The 20,413-nt window shown below is 66.2% G+C and carries 15 protein-coding genes; 9 read left to right on the top strand and 6 right to left on the bottom strand.

Features of this window, described 5'->3' with window-relative positions; genetic code table 11:
• Nucleotides 1-3 precede the first annotated feature (3 nt).
• Nucleotides 4-1,119 carry a cell division protein FtsZ gene (locus K225_RS0111400; protein ID WP_026436532.1) on the bottom strand — a complete coding sequence of 372 codons (1,116 nt, stop codon included), beginning with the start codon at nt 1,117-1,119 and terminating at the stop codon, nt 4-6.
• A gap of 152 nt (nt 1,120-1,271) precedes the next feature.
• Nucleotides 1,272-4,796 (bottom strand): chromosome segregation protein SMC, encoded by a 3,525-nt coding sequence (gene smc, locus K225_RS0111395; RefSeq protein WP_026436531.1) that lies wholly within the window; start codon nt 4,794-4,796, stop codon nt 1,272-1,274.
• Between the two features lie 355 nt (nt 4,797-5,151).
• Here smc and K225_RS0111390 point away from each other — a divergent pair, with 355 nt between their 5' ends.
• Entirely contained in the window at nt 5,152-5,814 is a 663-nt protein-coding gene (locus K225_RS0111390; RefSeq protein ID WP_026436530.1) for a cistern family PEP-CTERM protein, read from the top strand.
• A 257-nt stretch (nt 5,815-6,071) separates the two neighbouring features.
• Here the strand turns inward: K225_RS0111390 and K225_RS0111385 are convergent, their stop codons facing one another.
• Nucleotides 6,072-9,236 carry an EAL domain-containing protein gene (locus K225_RS0111385; protein ID WP_026436529.1) on the bottom strand — a complete coding sequence of 1,055 codons (3,165 nt, stop codon included), beginning with the start codon at nt 9,234-9,236 and terminating at the stop codon, nt 6,072-6,074.
• Nucleotides 9,237-9,475: 239 nt separating this feature from the next.
• Here K225_RS0111385 and K225_RS20730 point away from each other — a divergent pair, with 239 nt between their 5' ends.
• Nucleotides 9,476-10,864 (top strand): GGDEF domain-containing protein, encoded by a 1,389-nt coding sequence (locus tag K225_RS20730; protein WP_051248889.1) that lies wholly within the window; start codon nt 9,476-9,478, stop codon nt 10,862-10,864.
• 101 nt (nt 10,865-10,965) lie between these two features.
• Nucleotides 10,966-11,433, top strand: a complete 468-nt coding sequence (locus K225_RS0111375) for a CopD family protein (RefSeq protein ID WP_026436528.1) — start codon at nt 10,966-10,968, stop codon at nt 11,431-11,433.
• On the opposite strand, the gene K225_RS0111370 is transcribed toward K225_RS0111375, so the two are convergent.
• The 3 genes from K225_RS0111370 to K225_RS20725 all read right to left on the bottom strand — a co-directional run bounded on the left by K225_RS0111370 (nt 11,384) and on the right by K225_RS20725 (nt 13,330).
• Nucleotides 11,384-11,776: a hypothetical protein gene (locus K225_RS0111370; RefSeq protein WP_162143893.1), complete on the bottom strand. Its 393-nt coding sequence runs from the start codon at nt 11,774-11,776 to the stop codon at nt 11,384-11,386. The two genes, K225_RS0111375 and K225_RS0111370, sit on opposite strands and share 50 nt — an antisense overlap.
• A 161-nt stretch (nt 11,777-11,937) precedes the next feature.
• Nucleotides 11,938-12,843, bottom strand: coding sequence for a LysR family transcriptional regulator (locus K225_RS0111365; protein ID WP_026436526.1), 906 nt, complete (start codon nt 12,841-12,843; stop codon nt 11,938-11,940).
• A 4-nt stretch (nt 12,844-12,847) separates the two neighbouring features.
• Complete coding sequence (locus K225_RS20725; protein WP_034712490.1) at nt 12,848-13,330, bottom strand: MarR family winged helix-turn-helix transcriptional regulator; 483 nt, start codon at nt 13,328-13,330, stop codon at nt 12,848-12,850.
• 128 nt (nt 13,331-13,458) lie between these two features.
• Between K225_RS20725 and K225_RS0111355 the strand changes: the two genes are divergently transcribed.
• The 6 genes from K225_RS0111355 (at nt 13,459) to K225_RS0111330 (ending at nt 20,271) form a co-directional block, all read left to right on the top strand.
• Entirely contained in the window at nt 13,459-14,661 is a 1,203-nt protein-coding gene (locus K225_RS0111355; protein WP_026436525.1) for a 3-hydroxybenzoate 6-monooxygenase, read from the top strand.
• 54 nt (nt 14,662-14,715) lie between these two features.
• On the top strand, nt 14,716-15,849 hold the full coding sequence (locus K225_RS0111350; protein WP_026436524.1) for a cupin domain-containing protein: 1,134 nt from the start codon (nt 14,716-14,718) through the stop codon (nt 15,847-15,849).
• 85 nt (nt 15,850-15,934) lie between these two features.
• The gene (locus tag K225_RS0111345; protein ID WP_026436523.1) at nt 15,935-16,642 is read left to right on the top strand and encodes a fumarylacetoacetate hydrolase family protein; all 708 of its coding nucleotides are present in this window, start codon (nt 15,935-15,937) and stop codon (nt 16,640-16,642) included.
• 15 nt (nt 16,643-16,657) lie between these two features.
• Nucleotides 16,658-17,296, top strand: a complete 639-nt coding sequence (maiA, locus tag K225_RS0111340; protein WP_026436522.1) for a maleylacetoacetate isomerase — start codon at nt 16,658-16,660, stop codon at nt 17,294-17,296.
• 156 nt (nt 17,297-17,452) lie between these two features.
• The gene (locus K225_RS0111335; protein ID WP_238323225.1) at nt 17,453-18,508 is read left to right on the top strand and encodes a tripartite tricarboxylate transporter substrate binding protein; all 1,056 of its coding nucleotides are present in this window, start codon (nt 17,453-17,455) and stop codon (nt 18,506-18,508) included.
• 239 nt (nt 18,509-18,747) lie between these two features.
• Nucleotides 18,748-20,271, top strand: coding sequence for a CoA-acylating methylmalonate-semialdehyde dehydrogenase (locus tag K225_RS0111330; RefSeq protein ID WP_026436520.1), 1,524 nt, complete (start codon nt 18,748-18,750; stop codon nt 20,269-20,271).
• Nucleotides 20,272-20,413: the final 142 nt, after the last annotated feature.

Below are 20,413 nucleotides of genomic sequence, written 5' to 3'. Positions count from 1 at the left end.
CGCTCAACTGAAGAGACGCCGCGCCAGCACGGACCCGGCCGACAGATCGCGGCCATCCAATTGGTCGTACAGCAGCTCCAGGTCGGCGGCAATCGGGTCCATGGCCATGGCGGGCAGCGGCTGGCCGTTCTGGTCGCAGAGCACGCCGTCCATGGCCTGGCACAGGGCGGCCGCCACCTCACGCAGGCGGGCAAAGGGCTGTTCGCTGCGGTGCACCTGGGCGACATCCAGGCTCAGCGTGAGGTCGCGGATGGCGGATTGCTCGGGGTCGTCGGCCAACGCGGCCTGTGTGTCGTAGCCCAGCGTGAGCACGGGTGGCAGGCCCTGGATGCCGGCCGGCAGCACCAGGCGGCCGGGCATGGCGCCGGCCACAAAGCCCAGGCGGGCGGCGTTCTGCTGCACATAACCGGGGCTCCATGCGGCCTGGCGGGCGCGCAACATGAACATGAGCTGGGCATCGTGGTCGCTGGCGAACTGGTCCAGCTCGCGGGCGCGGGCCACCTCCTGCAGCATGTCCGGGAAGTCGGGGGCGGCGTTGATGGTATCGGCGAAGGCCTGGGCCTTGACCACGAATTCCGAAAACTCGATCTCGTTGAGCGCGCCCGTGCGGTTGGCCAGTTGCACGCCGGCCTGAAAGCTCTGGTAGCGCTGGCCGGGCGCAGGGGTTTCCCACTGCTGCGTGGCCTCGTTGAGGCCCTCGATGGCAAAAGGCTTGCTGCCCGCGCGGCGCGTGGGCGGCAGCGCGGCCAGCGCCGCATCGCCGGACACGGATTGCTCAGGCTGCAGCGTGGCGATGATGTCGATCAGCGGGTCCAGCCCCAGGCGGCGCTCGTGCAGCAGGGGCGGTACCGGCAGCTCCATGGCATCGCTGGCATCCACCGTGTGGCTGGCGGGATCGGGGCCGCGGTCCAGGCCATGGAACGCACCGCCATCCACCGGCGCAGCCGCGTCGGCTTCGAAGGCGGGCTCCTGGCGCAGCACCGGCTCGGCCGTGCGCTCAGGCTCTTGCGGCAAGGCGCGCTTGGGCGCATTGCGCCGCGAGGTCCAGGCGTTGTAGGCCACGATCAGGGCCAGCACCAGACCGCCGATGATGGCCAGGCTCAGTTGCAATGTGCTCATAGAAAATATTTTCGGCTATCCGTTGCGCTGCGCACACCCAGCTGCGCATGAAACTGGCGCGGCCCATGCCAGAGACGCCGAACAAGGGCTGCCCCGCAGTGAGGGCGGCGTCCCCCTGGAGGGGGAAGGCGCGAAGCGACACAGGGGGTGCTTCATACATTCGCCATGGAGAGGGCGCTTTCCATGTCCACGGCCACGATGCGCGAGACGCCCTGCTCCTGCATGGTCACGCCAATCAGCTGTTCGGCCATTTCCATGGCGATCTTGTTGTGGCTGATGAACAGGAACTGGGTTTCGCGGCTCATGCTGGAGACCAGCTTGGCATAGCGTTCGGTGTTGGCGTCGTCCAGCGGCGCATCCACCTCGTCCAGCAGGCAGAACGGCGCGGGGTTGAGCTGGAAGATGGCAAACACCAGTGCGATGGCCGTGAGGGCCTTCTCGCCGCCCGACAGCAAGTGGATGGTCTGGTTCTTCTTGCCGGGCGGCTGCGCCATCACCTGCACGCCCGAATCGAGGATTTCGTCGCCGGTGATGATGAGCTTGGCCTGGCCGCCGCCGAACAGCTCGGGGAACATGCGGCCAAAGTGCGCGTTGACGGTGTCGAAGGTGCCCGAGAGCAGCTGGCGCGTTTCGCCGTCGATCTTGCGGATCGCGTCTTCGAGCGTGTTCATGGCCTCGGTCAGGTCGGCCGTCTGCGCATCCAGGAACACCTTGCGTTCGCTGGCGAGTTTCAGCTCGTCGAGTGCCGCGAGGTTGACGGCGCCGAGGGCGGCGATCTCGCGGTGCAGGCGGTCGATTTCGCTTTGCAGGCCGCCCACGCGCACATTGCCCTCCTCGATGGAGCGCGCCACGGCTTCCAGGTCAGCCTGGGCGTCCTGCAGCAGGGTGGTGTACTGCTCCAGGCCCAGGCGCGCGGCCTGTTCCTTGAGCTGGAATTCAGTGATGCGGGCGCGCAGCGGATCGAGCGCACGTTCGAGCTGCATGCGGCGCTCGTCGCTGGCGCGCAGCTTGGCCGTGAGGTCGTCGTATTCGCTGCGCTGGGCTGAAAGGGCTTTTTCGCGCTCCATCTTCATGTCGAGCGCCTGCTGCAGGCCGCCCTGCGCGGCGGCGTCGGACAGGCGGGCCAGCTCATCGCGCGCGCGCTGCTGCTCGTCGGCCAGGGCTGTGGCCTGCTGGGTCGCGGTTTCGATCGAGCGCGACAGCTCGCCCCGCCGTGCCTCCACACTGCGCTGCGAGAACATGGCCTCTTGCGCCTGGCGCTCCAGCGTACGCTGCTGTTCGCGGCAGGCGGTGAGCTTGCGCTCGGCCTCGAGCACGCGGTCGCCCAGTTGCGCCTCGCGTTCCTGGCTGTCGGCCAGCTGCATGTCGAGTTCTTCAAAGCGCGCTTCGGCGGACACGCGGCGCTCCTGCAGGTCGGCCAGCTGGGCCTCGACCTCGGCCAAGTCACCGTCAATCTGCTGGCTGCGTGCACGGGTCTGTTCGGCCAGCTGGGTCAGGCGCAGGGTTTCGACCTGCAACTCGTGCGCGCGGCTCTGGGTTTCGGTGGCGTCGCGCCGGGCTGCCACCAGACGCTGCGAGGCATCGGCATAGGCAGATTCGGCGCGGACCAGGGCAGTGCGCGATTCCTCGGCGATGAGCGCTTGGGCGCGCAGTTCCTTCTCCAGATGCTCGATCTCCTGCGCGCGGGCCAGCATGCCGGATTGCTCGGAGTCCTGCGCGTAAAAGCTCACGCTGTGGGCACTGACCGCATGGCCCGTGGGCACGAACACCATTTCGCCGGGTTGCAGCTGGCTGCGGCGGGCCAGGGCTTCGTCCAGCGTGGGCGCGGTGGTGCAGCCCTGCAGCCAGTCGGTGAGCACGGCACGCAGGCCGGCGTCGTTCAGGCGCAGCAGGTCCGACAGGCGGGCGTGGGGTGACGATGTTTCGGGGTGGCCCGCAGCGGGGGCGCTGTAGAAGGCCAGCCGCGCGGGCGGGGCATCGGTGCCACCCGATCCGAGAAAACCGCGCACCATGTCCAGGCGCCCGACTTCCAGCGCGCCCAGGCGCTCGCGCAGCGCGGCTTCCAGCGCGTTTTCCCAGCCGGGCTCGATGTGGATGCGGCTCCACAGGCCTTGCAGGCCATCGAGCCCGTGCTTGGCGAGCCAGGGGCGCAGCTTGCCGTCGGTCTTGACCTTTTCCTGCAGTGCCTTCAAGGCTTCCATGCGGGCGGACAGGTCGGTCTGCCGCGCACTCTCGGTGTTCACGGCCTGCTGGCGCGCGCGGCGGTCTTCGTCGAGCTGGGGCACGGACTCCTGCAGCTCGTGCAGGCGGGCCTCAGTGGTTTCGGCGATCTCCTGCGCTTGTTCGAGTTGTTCGCGCAGGTTGTCCAGGCGGGCTTCGTCGGGCGCGGCCAGGGCGTTGCGGTCGGTGCGCAGGCGCTCGAAGCGGGCATCGAGCTGGCGGCTTTGTTCGTCAAAACTGCGCTGCTCGGCGGCCAGCACGCCAATCTGCTGCTGCACCTGCACCACGCTGCTGCGTTGCTCGGCCGTGCGGCTCTGGGCCTGGCGCAGGGCTTCTTCCAGGTCGGGCAGCTGCATGGCCTGCTCTTCGACCTGGGCGGCCAGCAGTTCGGCGCGCTCTTCGGCATCCACGCCGGCACCGGCGAGGTTTTCGAGCTCGATGTCGGCCTCTTCCTTGCGGGTTTGCCACTGGGCGACCTGCTCCGCCAGAGTGACGAGGCGCTGCTCCACGCGCTGGCGCCCTTCGACCACGTAGCGGATCTCGGCTTCGAGCTTGCCCACCTCGGCCGTGGCCTCGTACAACTTGCCCTGGGCCTGGTTGACCTGGTCGCCAGCGGCGTAATGCGCCTGGCGGATGGTTTCGAGGTCGGACTCCACTGCACGCAGGTCGGCCATGCGCGATTCAAGGTCGTTCACGGCCTGCAGGCCGTCCAGGCGCACCTTGGCCTGGTCGGCTTCGGCGTCGGCGCGCTTGAGGAACCACAACTGGTGCTGCTTGAGTGTGGCGTCGGCCTGCAACGCGTTGTATCTGGCGGCCACCTCGGCCTGTTTTTCGAGCTTTTCGAGGTTGGCATTGAGCTCGCGCAGGATGTCTTCGACCCGCGTGAGGTTCTCGCGCGTGTCGTGCAGCCGGTTCTCGGTCTCTCGGCGGCGCTCCTTGTATTTGGAGACGCCGGCGGCCTCTTCGAGGAACAGGCGCAGTTCCTCGGGGCGGCTTTCGATGATGCGGCTGATGGTGCCCTGGCCGATGATGGCGTAGGCGCGCGGCCCCAGGCCCGTGCCCAGGAACACGTCCTGGACGTCGCGGCGGCGCACGGGCTGGTTGTTGAGGTAATAGCTGCTGGTGCCGTCGCGCGTGAGCACGCGGCGCACGGCCACCTCGCCGTACTGGCCCCATTGGCCGCCCGCACGGTGGTCGGAATTGTCGAACACCAGCTCGACGCTGGCGCGGCTGGCCTGCTTGCGCGTGGTGGTGCCAGAAAAGATCACGTCCTGCATGGACTCGCCACGCAGCTCGCTGGCCTTGCTTTCGCCCAGAACCCAGCGCACCGCATCCATGATGTTGGACTTGCCGCAGCCGTTCGGCCCCACCACGCCCACCAGCTGACCAGGCAGCATGAAATTGGTGGGTTCAGCGAACGACTTGAAGCCGGAGAGTTTGATGGAATTGAGACGCACGAATCACCTGTAACACCGTACCACTGGCAAAGCGCCAGGGCCGGTCGTCAGTCGCCGCCGGGCGCGCTGGCGTGCCGGGCGGTTCGAAGGGTGAATGTTAACTGAGGTGGTTGGCGTTGCCGCGCAGCGTGGGCCGGGTCATCGCCTGCGCGGCCTGGGAATGCAGAGCAGCCCCGCACGCCGGCCCATGGGCCCGGGGGCTACCCAGCCCCTGTTTGTCGACTTTTTTTACACATCATCCGGCCGCTTGTGAAATTGGGATACCAAGTGTTTGATTTTGTTATCTATTTTCTGAGTGGCATACATCATGCTTCCTGGTGCGCACCACCGCAAGAAAATCCAAGGAAAGTCCTCCATGAATCTCCAGAAACTTCTTCACACCGTTGCCCTTTGCGGCGGATTGATGGGAATGGGCAGCAGCCATGCTGCGGCCATGATCTTCGACAGCGTGACCGACACGGGTTCGATTCTGTATTCGGCGACCCAGGATGGCGCCACGCTTTCCGCAACGGTGAAGTTCACACTCAACTCTTTGACAGCAGCCCAAGCCATCTTTGAAGTGGAGGTGCTGAACAACTCCTTTGGCCCAGGGACCAACCGGCTGACGTCGTTTGGCATCGACATCGTGAGCCCCACATTAAATTTTGCGTCAGCCAACGAAGGCTGGGATGCCACGCGCAACACCAACTTCCCGTCTTTTCAAACCGTAGACCTTTGCATTTGGGACGGCAGCAGCTGTTCCGGCGGGGGTAACCAGGGCGTTGGTGAGGGGCAGAGGGATATCTTTGCGCTGACACTGGGGACCGCCGGGAATTTCCTCACGAATGGGGTTTCATTCACAAGCCCCTATGCCGCCAAGTTTCAAGACGCTGGAACCCAGGGCAGCTCCATTGAACTCGCCGGCTGCATTGTGGGCACGCCCCATTGCGATCCCACCCCGGTTCCCGAGCCGGCCTCGATCGCGCTGGTGGGTTTGGGCCTGCTTGGCGCCGCCCTGGCCCGCCGCCGCAAGGCTTGAACGCACGGCGATGCCCCAGAACAGGCCAGACATCTTGCCTGCCCCCGCAAAAAGCGCTCGGTGAGCGCTTTTTCATGGGCGCTTCCAGTCCGTGGGCCAATGGCCGGTTCTCTGTACCCTGTCAGGGCGGACTCACGAGCAAACCGATCCTGTTTTTTGAAAGGGCCACTTCAGTCCTGGCGTTCATAGAGAAAGCGCTGGCAACCATCCATTCTGGTGAAAGCAGGATGAGGGCAGAGCAACGGATGCTGCCTCGCCTACGTCTGCGGCAGGTCCGGGCCATTGGTCTGCAGCACCAGCGCCTCGAACTCGGCCGCCGGCAGTGGTGGACTCAGCAAAAAACCCTGCCAGGCGTGGCAATGGTTGCGGGCCAGGAACTCACGCTGCGCCTCGGTTTCAACGCCCTCGGCGATCACGCGCAAGCCCAGGCTGGTAGCCAGCGCCACCACGGTGCGGGCGATGGCCGCGTCGTTGGGGTCGGTGAGCACGTCGCGCACAAAGTTCTGGTCGATCTTGAGCTGGTCGAGCGGCAGACGCTTGAGGTAAGCCAGCGACGAATAGCCGGTGCCAAAGTCGTCCAGCGAAAAACCCACGCCATAGGCCCTGAGCTGGCCCATTTTCTCGATGGTGTCTTCCACGTCGTCGAGCAGCAGGCCTTCGGTCAGCTCCAGCTTGAGGAGATGCCCATCGGCGCCCGTGCCAGCCAGCGCCGCCAGCACCTGCGGAACGAAATCGGCCTGGTGGAACTGCCGTGGGCTCACATTGACGGCCAGGCACAGCGAGGCCAGGCCCGGTTGCTCCGACCACAATGCCAGCCGCTCGCAAGCGGTCTTGAGCACCCATTCACCCAGCGGCAGGATCAGGCCCGACTCCTCGGCCAGCGGAATGAACTGGGCGGGCGAGATGAAACCGCCCTGCGGGTGGCGCCAGCGCAGCAGCGCCTCGGCACCGGTGATGCGGCCCTGCTCGATCTGCGCCTGGTAATACAGCTCGAACTGGCCCTGGGCCAGACCGGCACGCAGGTCCTGCTCCATGGCCGCCCTTGCGCTCACGGCGGCCTGCATTTGCGGGTCGTAGAACCGCAGGGTGTCGCGCCCCGCCGATTTGGCCTGGTACATGGCCAGGTCCGCCCGCTTGAGCAGCTCGTCCACGGTTTCGCGCATGCCGCTGAAAATGGTGATTCCCATGCTCAGCGAACTGTGGTGGACCTCACCGTGCAACTGGTAGGGCTCGCGCAGCGTCGCCAGAATTTTCTGGCCCGTTTCTTCGCTGCGTGCCGCCGCCTCTTCGGGGTTGTTGCCCAGGTCTTCCAGCACCACCACGAATTCATCGCCACCCTGGCGCGCCACCGTATCGTCCTCATGCACGCAGCCGAGCAGCCGCTGGGCCACTTGCTGCAGCAGCATGTCGCCGCACTCGTGGCCCTGGGTTTCGTTGAGGGTCTTGAAATTGTCCAGGTCCAGCAACAGCAGGGCCCCACTGCGCCGGTGCCTGGCGCTGGCAGCCAGCGCCTGCTGCAGCCGATCCCTGAGCAGGCGGCGATTGGGCAGGCGCGTGAGCGGGTCGTAAAAAGCGAGGTAGCGGATTTCCTCTTCGTCGGCCTTGCGCTGGCTGAGATCCACCAGAGTGAACAGGTGGCCACCGTCCACCATGGCACCGGCAATTTCCACGGTGCGCTGCTGGCCATCCTTGCAATGGATGGTGTACTCACCGGCGGCAATGGTGCCGTCGCCGGCAATCGCCTGGGTGCGTGCCGCAGTCCATTCGGCGCGGGTGCGCTCGCGGTACTGCACGTCGGGGTACACCGCGGGCCACCAGTCCTGGCCCGTGGGCACGTCGTCCTCGGTGTAGCCGCAGATCTGCACGAACTGATCGTTGCGAAACACCATGCGCCCGTCCTGCTGCACCAGGCACACGCCCACGGGCAGCCGCTGCAAAATGCTGCGCAGGCGCAACTCGCTTTTGCGCAGGTGGTCTTCCATCTGCTTGCGCGCGGTGATGTCCTGCACCACGGCAATGTGAAAACCAGGCTGCGCCCCGGGAGCCCACATGGGAGACACCGTCAGGTCCACCCACACGGTGTGGCCGTCGCGGTGGAAATAGCGCGTTTCCATGTGGTACTCGGAGATCTCGCCCGCTTTCAGGCGCTCCAGCAGGGCCAGATCCTCGGCCAGCTCGGCGGGGTGGCTGATGGTCTGAAAATCCATCCGGACCATCTGCTCCACCGAGTAACCCAGGATATCTCCGTATTTCTGGTTGACGCGAACGAACTGCCCGGTCTGCGTATCGACCTGCGCCATGCCCACGGCCGCCTGCCTGAATACGGCGCGAAAGCGCTCTTCGCTCTGGCGCCGGGCATCGTCCGACACCCGCGCCCGCGCCAGGGCCAGCGCGCGCTGTCGACCCAGCACTGCCACCAGCGCTGCCAGCAGCACAGAAACCAGCGTCCCCGCCAGACCGGCCAGCAGCGGCAGGCGCCGCTCGGACGGAGAGAGAAAGTCCTGGGTCGGCACAAAACCCAGGCGCCAGCGGCGATCGTGCACCTGCATATCCACCGTATGCAGCTGCACCGAGGCCGGCGCAGCATCCGTCAGTGCCAGCAAGGGAAGCTCCTTCTCGCCCTGTGCATTCGCCGCACCGGCATGCACCGGGCCACGATCGGTGATCGAGACGGCAATGCCTTGCAGGTAGCCCAGCGTGCGCAATCCGCCCACCAGGTCGTGGAGGCGGATGGTGGACGCCACGGCACCAAGAAAAACCGATTTCCCGCCCGGCCCCGCGGGGCCAAAGACCGGCACCCGCAGGGCCACGGCAGTGCGATGCTCCTGCTCCTGCGGCAGATCGAACGGCGCCGAAATCACCGTGTTGCCGGTTTCGCGGCTGTAGCGCATGGCCGCCAGGTTGGCGGGCTGGGCACTGATATCCATACCCAGCAGACCCTTGCCATCTTCCTCGGGCCACACATACTCCACCACAAAATACTCGGGGCGCTCGCCCGCGGGGTGGATGGCAAAGTCGGCCAGCCCCTGCGGCCGCACCGAAGTATCGGAGCGCACGCGGGCTTCGAATGCAGGGCGCTGGGCGGCTGTGACATAGCGCATAAAGGTCAGATTGCGTACCCCAGGGTAACGCTGACTCACATCCAGTTCGCGGGTGACGCGCTCGAACTCTGCATGGCTGAGCAGCGGGTTGACCATGAACAGTCCGCGCAGACCGTTGACGATTTCGGTGTTCGCCGCCATGCGCTGCGTCAGCGCACTGGAAAACTCCCGCACTTCATACAGGAAGCGGGCTTCGGAAATCGTGGCCACCGACCGCGCCTGTTGCTGCGCCAGCCAGAAGGTCGTCACCAGTCCCAGCACAGCCACCGCCGCGCCCAGCAGCCAGTGCCGGTGGCGGGTGAGGTGTGGCATGAATGTCATCGGCAATGGGGAATATTCAAAACGGACCGCGAAGGAACGCCAGGGATGGAGCCCCAGAGAATAGCGGCAATTCAGGGCCGGCCCCTGGACGCTGTGGGAAGCGACACGCAGCGCTGTTGGCTCAGCCTGCTGGATATGCCCCGCCGACCCATTCCAAAGGCACAATGGACCATCACCCGCTCCGCCAAGCGCCCTATGCCCGCGTTCACACCGGCCTGCCGGATTTTCCTTCTGCTGCGATGACGGCCCTGATCCCCCCGAACATGGTCGACCTGCTGCTCGACGCTGTCTGCATCGTCGATGCACAGGGCCGCTTTGTGTATGTCAGCCCCTCGTTCGAGCGCATTTTTGGCTATACACCCGAAGAGGCGGTGGGGCGACCCATGATTGAAATGGTGTACAGCGAAGACCGCGAGCGCACCCTGCGCGCCGCACAAAACATCATGGCGGGGACTCTTCAGCTGCATTTCGAGAACCGTTATGTGCGCAAGGACGGGCACATCGCCCATATCCGCTGGACAGCGCGCTGGGTGGAAGACCAGCAGGTCCGGCTGGCGGTGGCGCACGACATCACCGAGCGCAAGCACACCGAGTCGCTGCAGGCCGCCATCTATTCCATTTCCGAGGCGGCACAGGCGGCAGAAGACCTGGACACGCTGTTTGCAAAAATCCACCACATCATCGGCACGCTGCTGCCCGCCTCCAATTTTTCCGTCGCGCTGCACGACCGCCTGCCCGACACGATCAGCTTTCCCTACCATGTCGATGAGCGCCACCCGGCCCCCACGCCGCGCCCGCTGGATGCCGACGCACTGTGCTCCCACGTCATCCGCAAGGGGCAGACCCTGCTGCTCACCCCCGACAGCCTCCCGCCCACGGCGCCGCCCATGGCATCCACTCCCAGGCCGCTGTACTGGCTGGGTGTGCCATTGCAAACACCGGCGGGCGTGCTGGGGGCGCTGGTGCTGCAGGGCTATTCCGAGGAGGCGCGTTACTCCGAGCGAGACAAGGAACTGCTGCAATTCGTCTCCACCCAGGTGGCGTCCGCCATTGAGCGCACGCAAATGCGCAAGCGGCTGCAGCACATGGCGCAGTACGACCAGCTCACCCATCTGCCCAACCGGCAGCTGTTTCTGGATCGCCTGAAAACCGCGCTGCCCCGGGCCCAGCGTGAGCAGACGCTGCTGTCGCTGCTGTTCATTGACCTGGACCGCTTCAAGCAGGTGAACGACAGCCTGGGCCACTCGATGGGGGATCTGCTGCTGCAGCGCGTGGCCCAGCGGCTGCTGGAATGCGTGCGCGCCTCGGACACCGTGGCGCGCCTGGGCGGCGACGAGTTTGTCGTGCTGCTCGAAAGCGGCGACTCGGCCGAGCATGCCGCAGCGGTGGCCGAAAAAATACTGGCCACCTTCATCCAGCCCTTTGATCTGCACGGGCACCAGGTGACGATGCGGCCCAGCATCGGCGTTGCCATGCACCCGGACCATGGCAGCGAAGAAAGCCTGCTGCTCAGCCATGCCGATGCCGCGATGTACCGATCCAAGAACAGCGGCGGCAACCAGGTGTGCGTGGCCGGCGCTACCGGCATGGCACTGCAGTTCCTGCCGCGGCCAGGCGCACCGCACTGACACCGCGGGAACCCCATTCGTACAAGACACAAGGGCATCCCACCGCCGCGCGCCCGCAGTCCCTGCAGCCGTTTTCTTCCACCCTTCAAAAGCCCCGCACCATGCTTTACGCCAGCCTGAAACTGATCCACCTCCTGTCCATCATCGTCTGGATCGGCGGCATGGTCTTTGCCCATTTTTTCCTGCGCCCCGCAGCCCAGGCGCTGGAGCCTGCCGCGCGCGTGCAGCTCATGCACCAGGTGCTGCAGCGCTTTTTTGCCGCCGTGCTGGTGGCCGTGGTGCTGGTGCTGGCCAGCGGCTTGTGGATGATCGGCCAGTCGGCGCGCGAGGCCGCGCAATCGGGTGGCCGCTTTGCCATGCCCATGGCCTGGACGGTGATGGCCACGCTCGGGCTGGTGATGGTGGCCATCTTCGGCCACATCCGGCTCATCCTGTTCAAGCGCCTGCAGCGCGCCGTGGCCACGTCCGACTGGCCCGCCGGCGGCAAGGCGCTGGCCGGCATCCGCACCTGGGTGGGCATCAACCTGGTGCTGGGTGTGCTGACCGTGGTGGTGGCGCTGCTCGGATAGCGGTAACGGCCACGCCAGTCGGCACAGTGGCCCCTGCGCACGGCCACACCGTGCAAATCCAGGCCACCGGGCTGATGGAATGGCTGGCGCCAGGTGGCAGGGCATCCAGCGGGTGCGCCCTGGCAATCTCGTCCATGCGGTCGCGCTTGTCCACCGCATCCAGCGCAACCGCCTCGCTCGGGTCGAGCACGCCCTGCAAGCGGTGGTAGCGGTCGTCCAGCAGTTGCCTGGCCTGGTCATCCGAGATGCCCGCCACACCATCGGTGAGCCCATTGATGAGCGGCTGCGCCCACTGGGCATAGCCCCAGTACAGCTCAGAAAGCGCGAAGAATCTGTTCACCATCTCCCAGGGGTCGCGCAGCGGTCTTTGCGCGATGGGATGCAAGGCGCGGTGTATGGCCAATAGCCCCGCCATTGGCAAGCGCCGCAGACCGCCCGCAAAGACCACTGCCCCAAGGGTTGGAGCGAAATCGGGCGAGATCGTCAACAGGCTCTAATAGCTATTCATTCAATAGCACCCATCTCCGGCATCAGCATACCCTGCTGCGCCGCCACCGCCTCGCGCAAAAACGCCCAGGTGGCCTGGATACGCGCCACATGCTTGTTGTCGGCCGGCATGGACATCCAGAACGTGCGCTGGAACCGTGCCAGCCCCGGCAGCACCGGCACCAGCGCCGGGTCTTGCGCCGCCACAAACGCCGGCAGCACGGCCAGCCCGGCCCCGGCACGTGCGGCCTCGTACTGCGCCAGAATGCTGGTGCTGCGCAGCGCAAAGTGCGCGGGTCGGTGCAGTTCATCGAGGATCTGCAACTCCTTGCTGAACAGCAAGTCGTCCACGTAGCTGATGAAGGTGTGGCCCCGCAGGTCGTCAGCCGTATGGATGGGGGCGTTGCGCTCCAGATAGCTGCGCGCGCCATAAAGCTGCAGCACATAGTCGGTGAGCTTGACCACCAGCACCGCGCCGCGCGCCGGGCGCTCCAGCGAGATCACGATGTCGGCCTCGCGCCGGGACAGGTGCACCAGGCGCGGCAGCGCCAGCAGGTCCACCACCAGCCCGGGGTGGCTCAGCGCAAAGCGGGCCAGCTGGGGGGCCAGGATCAGGTTGCCAAAGCCCTCGGTGGTGCCTATGCGCACCAGGCCATGCAGGCCCTGGCGCACGCCGGGCGCGGCGTTTTCCACCGCCAGAAAGGCCGCCTCCATGGCCTCGACCTGGGGCAGCAGCGCGCGCCCGGCCTCGGTCAGCCGGTGGCCGCCGGCCTCGCGCGCAAAAAGGGCCGATCCCACCTGTTTTTCCAGCGCCTGCAGGCGGCGCGCCACCGTGGTGTGGTCCACCGCCAGGCGGCGGGCGGCGCCCACCAGCGTGCCGGCGCGGGCCAGTTCCAGAAAGTAGCGCAGGTTGTCCCAGTCCATGGGCTCACCGTGCGCGACCTGGCGCGCGCTCGTGCAGCGGCGCGCTGGGCGCGCGGCTCAGGGCGTTGTTGCCCCGCACCAGCGTGCGCAACATGTCCATGAACACCGCACGCTGCTCGGGTGCCAGGGGTTCGAGCATGCGCTCCTGGGCGCGCAACATGCCGGGCTCCACCGCTTCCAGCAGGCGCCGGCCGTCGGGCGTGATGGTCAGTAGCCGTACACGCCGATCCTGGGGGTGGGTGTGGCGCTTCATCAGGCCACGCGATTCCAGGCGGTCGATCACGCTGCCAATGGTGGAGGTATCAAAGCCAATGGTACGGGCCAGCGTGCGCTGGTCAATGCCCGGCTCGCGCCCGACGGCGTTCAGCGCGGCGTATTGAACAGGCGTGATGCCATCGGCCTGCGTTTCCTCCAGAAACACCGCCACGGCGATCTGCTGCAGGCGGCGGATGTGGAAGCCAGGGAGGTTATCGACTTCTACGGACATGGCAAATTAAGGGTTTCCACTGATCTTGACTCGGATCATTTTAGCCCTACACTAATCGTCAGTGTACTTTTTATATGCACACGGTTTATTGATCTACATCAGTGGCACATTCAACGGAGACAGCGGCAATGAACGTTTTGAAAACTCCCACGGCACCGGTCCTGGTCGCTGGCGGTGGCATCGGCGGCGTGGCGGCGGCCTTGGCGCTGGCGCGCCAGGGTTACGCGGTCAAGGTGCTGGAGCAAGCCCCCCAGCTCGGCGAGATTGGCGCGGGCATCCAGTTGGGCCCCAACGCCTTTGCCGCGTTCGATGCGCTGGGAATTGGCGAGCTGGCGCGCGGCCGCGCGGTCTATACCGACGAAATGGTCATGCACGACGCACTGGACGAATGCCTGGTGGGCCGCATCCCCACCGGCGAAGCCTTTCGCCAGCGCTTTGGCAACCCCTACGCGGTGATCCACCGTGCCGACATCCACACCGCGCTGCTGGAGGGGGCACAAGCCCATGGCGCCATTGAAACGCTGACCGGCACGCGCATCGAGCGTGTGGAGCAAGCCGGCGACACCGTGACGGTGTACGACCAGCATGGCATGGCACACCACGGCCAGGCGCTGATCGGCGCCGACGGCGTGAAGTCCGTCGTACGCCAGCAGTACGTGGGCGATGCGGCCCGCGTCTCGGGCCATGTGGTGTACCGTGCCGTGGTCGAGAAGAATGATTTCCCCGAAGACCTGCGCTGGAACGCCGCCAGCATCTGGGTCGGCCCCAACTACCACCTCGTGCACTACCCGCTGCGCGGCGGCGAGCAATACAACGTGGTCGTGACTTTCCACAGCCGCGAGCAGGAGGAATGGGGTGTGCGCGAAGGCAGCCGCGAAGAGGTGCAAAGCTACTACCGCGACTGCTGCCCCCGCGCCCACCAGCTGATCGACATGCCCAAGAGCTGGAAGCGCTGGGCCACCGCCGACCGCGAGCCCATTGGCCAATGGACCTTTGGCCGCGCCACCTTGCTGGGCGATGCTGCCCACCCCACGCTGCAATACCTGGCACAGGGCGCCTGCATGGCGCTGGAAGACGCGGTGACGCTGGGCGAAGCCTTGAAGCGCTGTAACCAGGACTTCCCCAAGGCACTCTCGCTGTATGAGCGCTCTCGCGTGGCCCGCACGGCGCGGGTCGTGCTGTCGGCACGCGAAATGGGCCGCATCTTCCACGCCAAGGGCGTGGAGCGCCTGGTGCGCAACGACCTCTGGAAGAACCGCAGCCCCGAGCGCTTTTATGACGCCATGGAGTGGTTGTACGGCTGGAAGGTGGACAACTGCCTGGCCGACTGAGCGTGGCGCCATGCCCGTTCGTACCGCACCCCGTCGTCAACAGAAAGATTTCCCATGAGCGTGATTGATACCGTACCGTCGCCCGTCCGCCTGTCTGCCGTGGCGGCCCACGGCCAGCCCGAACCCACGCCGGCGCTGGAGCAGCTCTACCGCGGCTTCGAGCAGGAAATGCTGGTGCCGCTGTGGACACAGATCGGCGACCTGATGCCCGCCCACCCCCAGAGCAAGGCCAGCGCCCACCTGTGGCGCTGGGACCGGCTGGTCGAGCTGGCCGATGAAGCCGGCCGCATTGTGCCGGTGGGCCGGGGGGGCGAGCGCCGTGCCATCGCCCTGGCCAACCCCTCCCTCGGCGGTCGGCCCTTTGCCACACCCACCCTGTGGGCGGCCATCCAGTACCTGATGCCCGGCGAGGATGCGCCCGAGCACCGCCACACCCAGCACGCCTTTCGCTTCGTCGTCGAAGGCGAAGGGGTGTGGACCGTCGTGAACGGTGATGCCGTGCGCATGTCGCGCGGTGATTTTCTGCCCCAGGGCGGCTGGAACTGGCATGCCCACCACAACGCGGCCGACAAGCCCATGGCCTGGATCGACGGGCTGGACATTCCCTTCGCCTACGGCACCGAATCCCAGTTCTTCGAGTTTGGCCGCGATGCGCTCAGCCCTGGCGAGCGCATTTCGCCCGAGTTCTCGCGTTCCGAACGGCTGTGGGGCCACCCCGGCCTGCGCCCGGTTTCCCAGCTGCAGGAGCAACCCGTCACGCCGCTGCTGGCCTACCGCTGGGTGGACACCGACAAGGCGCTGAATGAACAGTTGGCCCTGGAAGCCGAGGGCCATGGCGCGACGCTGAGCCCCGGCCATGCCGCCGTGCGGTTCACCAACCCGACCAATGGCCGTGACGTGCTGCCCACCATCCGCTGCGAAATGCACCGCTTGCGCGGCGGCGCCAGCGCCCGCACGCGCCGGGAGGTCGGCTCGTCGGTGTTCCAGGTGTTCGACGGCCAGGGCACCGTGAAGGTGGGAGACCGCCAGTGGCAGGTGCACCGGGGCGACATGTTCGTGGTGCCGTCATGGCAGCCGTTCACCGCCCAGTGCGACGCCGGCCAGCCCTCTCTGGACCTGTTTCGCTTCAGCGACACGCCCATTTTTGAAGCCGTGCATGCCTGGCGTGAACAGGTGGAACCGGCCTGAATCCCGCCACACCATTTCTCTGCGCAGCGCCCGTGCACCCATGTGGCAGGGCTCTGCATCATTTCTTGCCTGACTGGAAGACCCGATGACCGCTACCCCCTACCTCTGGACCCCCTCCCCCGTTCAATCCCTGCCTGTGCGCGGCAGCGCACAGCGCCTGCCCATCCATCGCCTGTTCTTCGTGGGCCGCAACTACCACGCGCATGCCGTCGAAATGGGCCGCCCTGTGGACAAGAGCGTCGAGCGCCCCTTCTACTTCACCAAGGCACCCCAGACGCTGACTGAATCGGGTGCCACTGTGGCCTACCCGCCAGAGACCAAGAATTACCACTTCGAGATGGAACTGGTCGTCGCGATCGGCAAGGCCGGTTTCCGCATTCCGGCCGAGCAGGCCCATGAATACATCTACGGCTACGCCTGCGGCCTCGACATGACGCGCCGCGACCTGCAACTGGTGGCGCGCGACAAGGGCCGCCCCTGGGACCTGGGCAAGGACGTGGAGCAGTCGTCCGTTGCCACCGAAGTGGTGCCCATGCCCGGCAAGGTCATCGAATCGGGCGTGATCGAGTTGTCGGTCAACGGCGCGGTCAAGCAGCAGTCCAACGTGGACAAGCTGATCTGGAACATTCGCGAGATCATTGCCGATCTGTCGCTGTTCTACCACCTGCAGCCGGGCGACCTGATCTACACCGGCACGCCCGAAGGCGTCGGCGCCGTGCTGCCCGGCGACAAGATCACCGGCTGTGTGGAAGGTGTTGGCGAGATCGCGCTGACCGTGGGCCAGCCCGAATAAACCGAGGAGCCCGCCTTGAAGCTCTACAGCTTTTTCCGCAGCGGCACGTCGCACCGCCTGCGCATCGCGCTCAACCTCAAGGGCCTCACGCCCGACTACGTGCCGGTGGACCTGCGTGTGGACGAGCAAGCGCAAGCGCCGTTCAAGGCCATCAACCCGCAGGGCCTGGTGCCCGCGCTGGAGATGGACAACGGCCGGGTGCTGATCCAGTCGCCAGCCATCATCGAATGGCTGGAAGAGCGCCATCCCACGCCTGCCCTGCTGCCCGCCGACCCCGAAGCCCGGGCCCATGTGCGGGCCCTGGCCGCCATCGTGGGCTGCGACGTGCACCCTATCAACAACCGCCGCATCCTGCAGTACCTGCGCAAGCAGTTCGGCGCGGATGAGACTGCCATCAACGCTTGGTGCGCCACCTGGATCACCGCCGGGTTTGACGCCATCGAGGCCCTGCTGGCCAAGGACAGCGCACGCGGCAGCTTCTGCTTTGGCGGTGCGCCAAGTCTGGCCGATGTGTACTTGATCCCGCAGGTGGAAAGCGCCCGCCGCTTTGGCGTGGACATGGGCCAATGGCCGCTTATCAGCGCCGTGGATGCCGCCTGCGCCGAGCTACCCGCCTTTGCCCGAGCAGCTCCGGCGGCCCAACCGGATGCCTGAGCCCACAGGGCTTTGAAGATATTTGAAAAGACGACATCGGCCCGGCGCCAGCGGCCGATGCGCTAACGCGCGCGTGCCTCCCCTTACCGCCCCGCGCTGCAACAAGACCGGCGCCCGACCGTGCCAGCACTCAGAACCTTTACCAGGAGACAAAACATGCCCGCCTTTCTTCCCGCCGCTGCGACACCCACACAGCCTCCAACACCCGCCGCGTCGCGCGGCTGGCGCCGCCGTGCGCTCACCACCGCAGCATTGCTGCTGGGCGGTGCGGGAGCAAGCGGGCTGGCCTGGGCCCAGAGCAGTCCACCCGCTTATCCCGGCAAGCCGGTCACCATGGTCACCGCCTTCGCCGTGGGCAGCGGCCCCGATGCGGTGCTGCGCCTCGTGGCCAGCAAGCTGTCGGTGGCCTGGAAGCAAAGCGTGACAGTGGACAACCGCCCCGGTGGCGGCGGCTTCATCGCGATCGAGGCCGCACGCCGTGCCGCGCCCGACGGCCACACCCTGCTGCAACTCGACAGTGAACATCTGTCCGCCCTGCCGCATCTGTACAAGCAACGCAACTTCCAGACGCTGCAGGTCTTCGACCCCGTCGCGCCGCTGTTTCGCACGCCATTCCTGGTCGCCGTGCCCACGCAGTCGCCCTGGAAAAACATGGGCGACCTGATCGCCGCCGCCAAGAAGGGCCCGGGCACGGTCAGCTACGGCTCGTGGGGCGTGGGCAGCCCGGGCCACCTGGGCGGCGAATGGCTGGACCTGGTGGCAGGCACGCAGATGACCCATGTACCGTTCCGCGAGGTGAGCCAGCTCTTCACCTCAGTGGCCAATGGCGACCCTGCCTGGAGCCTGGGCAGCATTCCATCCAGCCAGGGCATCTACAAGGCGGGCAAAATCCGCTACCTGGCCGTGGCCGGACCGCGCCGCATCGCCCAGATGCCCGATGTGCCCACCCTGGCCGAGGCCGGCGGCCCCGCGCAGGTGGATGTGAACTCGTTTGTGTCCCTGCTCGCCCCCAAGGGCGTGCCCGCCACCGTACGCGCACAGATCCACGCCGACGTCCTCAAGGTGCTGCAGGATCCCGAAGTGCGCGAGAAATTCAACACCTTCGCGTTCGAGCCGCTGTCGTGGTCGGTGGAAGAAATCCAGCGCCAGGCCGGCATCAAGTCCGAGCAGTACAAGCTGCTGATTCAAAAGGCCAACATCAGCCTGGACTGAAAACCCCGGCGGTGCCGGGGAGTCGCTGCAGCCCCTTCACGCCCGCCTGGGCCCTTTTCCTGCTCACACCGGAAAGGGCCCAGGCGGGCGCTTTGTTGCCAGGGCGGTTTGCACAGATTTCCGATGTGCAAATATGCAAAAAAGCAGTGCAATTTTCTCTATTGCACCAGCAATTTCGCACAGCTACCATGGCGGGGTTTTGGGCACTTTGCCCGCACTTTCCTCCAGGAGACAACCCCATGAACGCACCCACCAACGTGGCCGCACTGGCCCCCACCGTCAAGCTGCTGATCGGCGGCCAGTTTGTCGAATCCAAGACCACCGAGTGGCGCGATGTGGTCAACCCGGCCACGCAAGAAGTGCTGGCCCGCGTGCCCTTTGCCACCGACGAAGAAATCAATGCCGCCGTGGCCGTCGCCAAGGAAGCCTTCAAGACCTGGAAGAAAACCGCCATTGGCGCGCGTGCCCGCATCTTCCTCAAGTACCAGCAGCTGATCCGTGAAAACATGGGCGAGCTGGCCGCCCTGCTGACAGCCGAGCAGGGCAAGACCCTGCCCGACGCCGAAGGCGACGTGTTCCGTGGCCTGGAGGTGGTCGAGCACGCCGCCAGCATCGGCAACCTGCAGCTCGGCGAGCTGGCCAACAACGTGGCCGGCGGCGTGGACACCTACACCCTGCTGCAGCCCCTGGGCGTGTGCGCCGGCATCACCCCGTTCAACTTCCCGGCCATGATTCCGCTGTGGATGTTCCCCATGGCCATTGCCACGGGCAACACCTTCGTGCTCAAACCCTCCGAGCAAGACCCCATGGTCACCATGCGCCTGGTGGAGCTGGCGCTCGAAGCCGGCATTCCGCCCGGCGTGCTGAACGTGATCCACGGTGGCGAGCGCGCGGTCAACGCCATCTGCGACCACAAGGACATCAAGGCCGTCTCGTTCGTGGGCTCCACCAAGGTGGGCACGCATGTGTACAACCGCGCCACCCTGTCCGGCAAGCGCGCGCAATGCATGATGGGCGCCAAGAACCACGCCATCATCCTGCCCGACGCGAACAAGGAGCAAACGCTCAACGCCATCGCCGGTGCCTCGTTTGGCGCCGCTGGCCAGCGCTGCATGGCCCTGCCCGTGGTGGTATTGGTGGGCGAGGCGCAAAAGTGGATTCCCGAGCTGGTGGCCAAGGCCCAAACGCTCAAGGTCAATGGCGGCACCGAAAAGGGCACCGATGTGGGCCCGCTGGTGTCCTGCGCCGCCCTCGCCCGCGTGGAAGGCCTGATCGAGCGCGGCATTGCCGACGGCGCCACGCTGGAGCTCGACGGTCGCAAGCCCGTGGTGCCCGGCTATGAAAAGGGCAACTTCGTGGGCCCGACGATCTTCTCGAACGTGAAACCCGGCATGGCCATCTACGACCAGGAAATCTTTGGCCCCGTGCTGGCCCTGGTGCCCGCCGCCGACATCGACGAAGCCATCGAGTTCATCAACGCCAACCCCAACGGCAACGGCACGGCCATCTTCACGCAAAGCGGCGCCGCGGCCCGCAAGTTCCAGGAAGAAATCGACGTGGGCCAGGTCGGCATCAACGTGCCAATTCCTGTGCCGGTGCCGCTGTTCTCGTTCACCGGCTCGCGCGCCTCCAAGCTGGGCGACCTGGGCCCCTACGGCAAGCAGGTCATCATGTTCTACACGCAGACCAAGACCGTGACGGCCCGCTGGTTCGATGACAGCACCACGTCGCAAGGCGTGAACACCACCATCAGCCTGAAGTAACCCCCTGAGCCGCTTCGCGGCTTCCCCCTTTCTCTGCATCGCTGCGCGATGCGGAAGGGGGACGCAGCCAGCGCGGCGGGGTGGCCCTTGCGCGGCTGCCGCGCCTTGGGCCGCGCCAGTTTTTGCGCGCGGTCGTCGGTGG

The organism is Acidovorax sp. JHL-9 (genome assembly GCF_000426205.1).
Taxonomy (GTDB): domain Bacteria; phylum Pseudomonadota; class Gammaproteobacteria; order Burkholderiales; family Burkholderiaceae_C; genus Acidovorax; species Acidovorax soli.
Note: the sequence above shows the minus strand (reverse complement) of the source record. Positions and strands in the feature narration are given on the sequence as shown.

Bases quoted from the DNA above. Each gene is read 5' to 3' on its own strand.
- K225_RS0111400 (WP_026436532.1), bottom strand. From the start codon at position 1,119: ATGAGCACATTGCAACTGAGCCTGGCCATCATCGGCGGTCTGGTGCTG.
- K225_RS0111390 (WP_026436530.1), top strand. From the start codon at position 5,152: ATGAATCTCCAGAAACTTCTTCACACCGTTGCCCTTTGCGGCGGATTG.
- K225_RS0111385 (WP_026436529.1), bottom strand. From the start codon at position 9,236: ATGACATTCATGCCACACCTCACCCGCCACCGGCACTGGCTGCTGGGC.
- K225_RS20730 (WP_051248889.1), top strand. From the start codon at position 9,476: ATGACGGCCCTGATCCCCCCGAACATGGTCGACCTGCTGCTCGACGCT.
- K225_RS0111375 (WP_026436528.1), top strand. From the start codon at position 10,966: ATGCTTTACGCCAGCCTGAAACTGATCCACCTCCTGTCCATCATCGTC.
- K225_RS0111370 (WP_162143893.1), bottom strand. From the start codon at position 11,776: ATGGTGAACAGATTCTTCGCGCTTTCTGAGCTGTACTGGGGCTATGCC.
- K225_RS0111365 (WP_026436526.1), bottom strand. From the start codon at position 12,843: ATGGACTGGGACAACCTGCGCTACTTTCTGGAACTGGCCCGCGCCGGC.
- K225_RS20725 (WP_034712490.1), bottom strand. From the start codon at position 13,330: ATGTCCGTAGAAGTCGATAACCTCCCTGGCTTCCACATCCGCCGCCTG.
- K225_RS0111355 (WP_026436525.1), top strand. From the start codon at position 13,459: ATGAACGTTTTGAAAACTCCCACGGCACCGGTCCTGGTCGCTGGCGGT.
- K225_RS0111350 (WP_026436524.1), top strand. From the start codon at position 14,716: ATGAGCGTGATTGATACCGTACCGTCGCCCGTCCGCCTGTCTGCCGTG.
- K225_RS0111345 (WP_026436523.1), top strand. From the start codon at position 15,935: ATGACCGCTACCCCCTACCTCTGGACCCCCTCCCCCGTTCAATCCCTG.
- K225_RS0111335 (WP_238323225.1), top strand. From the start codon at position 17,453: ATGCCCGCCTTTCTTCCCGCCGCTGCGACACCCACACAGCCTCCAACA.
- K225_RS0111330 (WP_026436520.1), top strand. From the start codon at position 18,748: ATGAACGCACCCACCAACGTGGCCGCACTGGCCCCCACCGTCAAGCTG.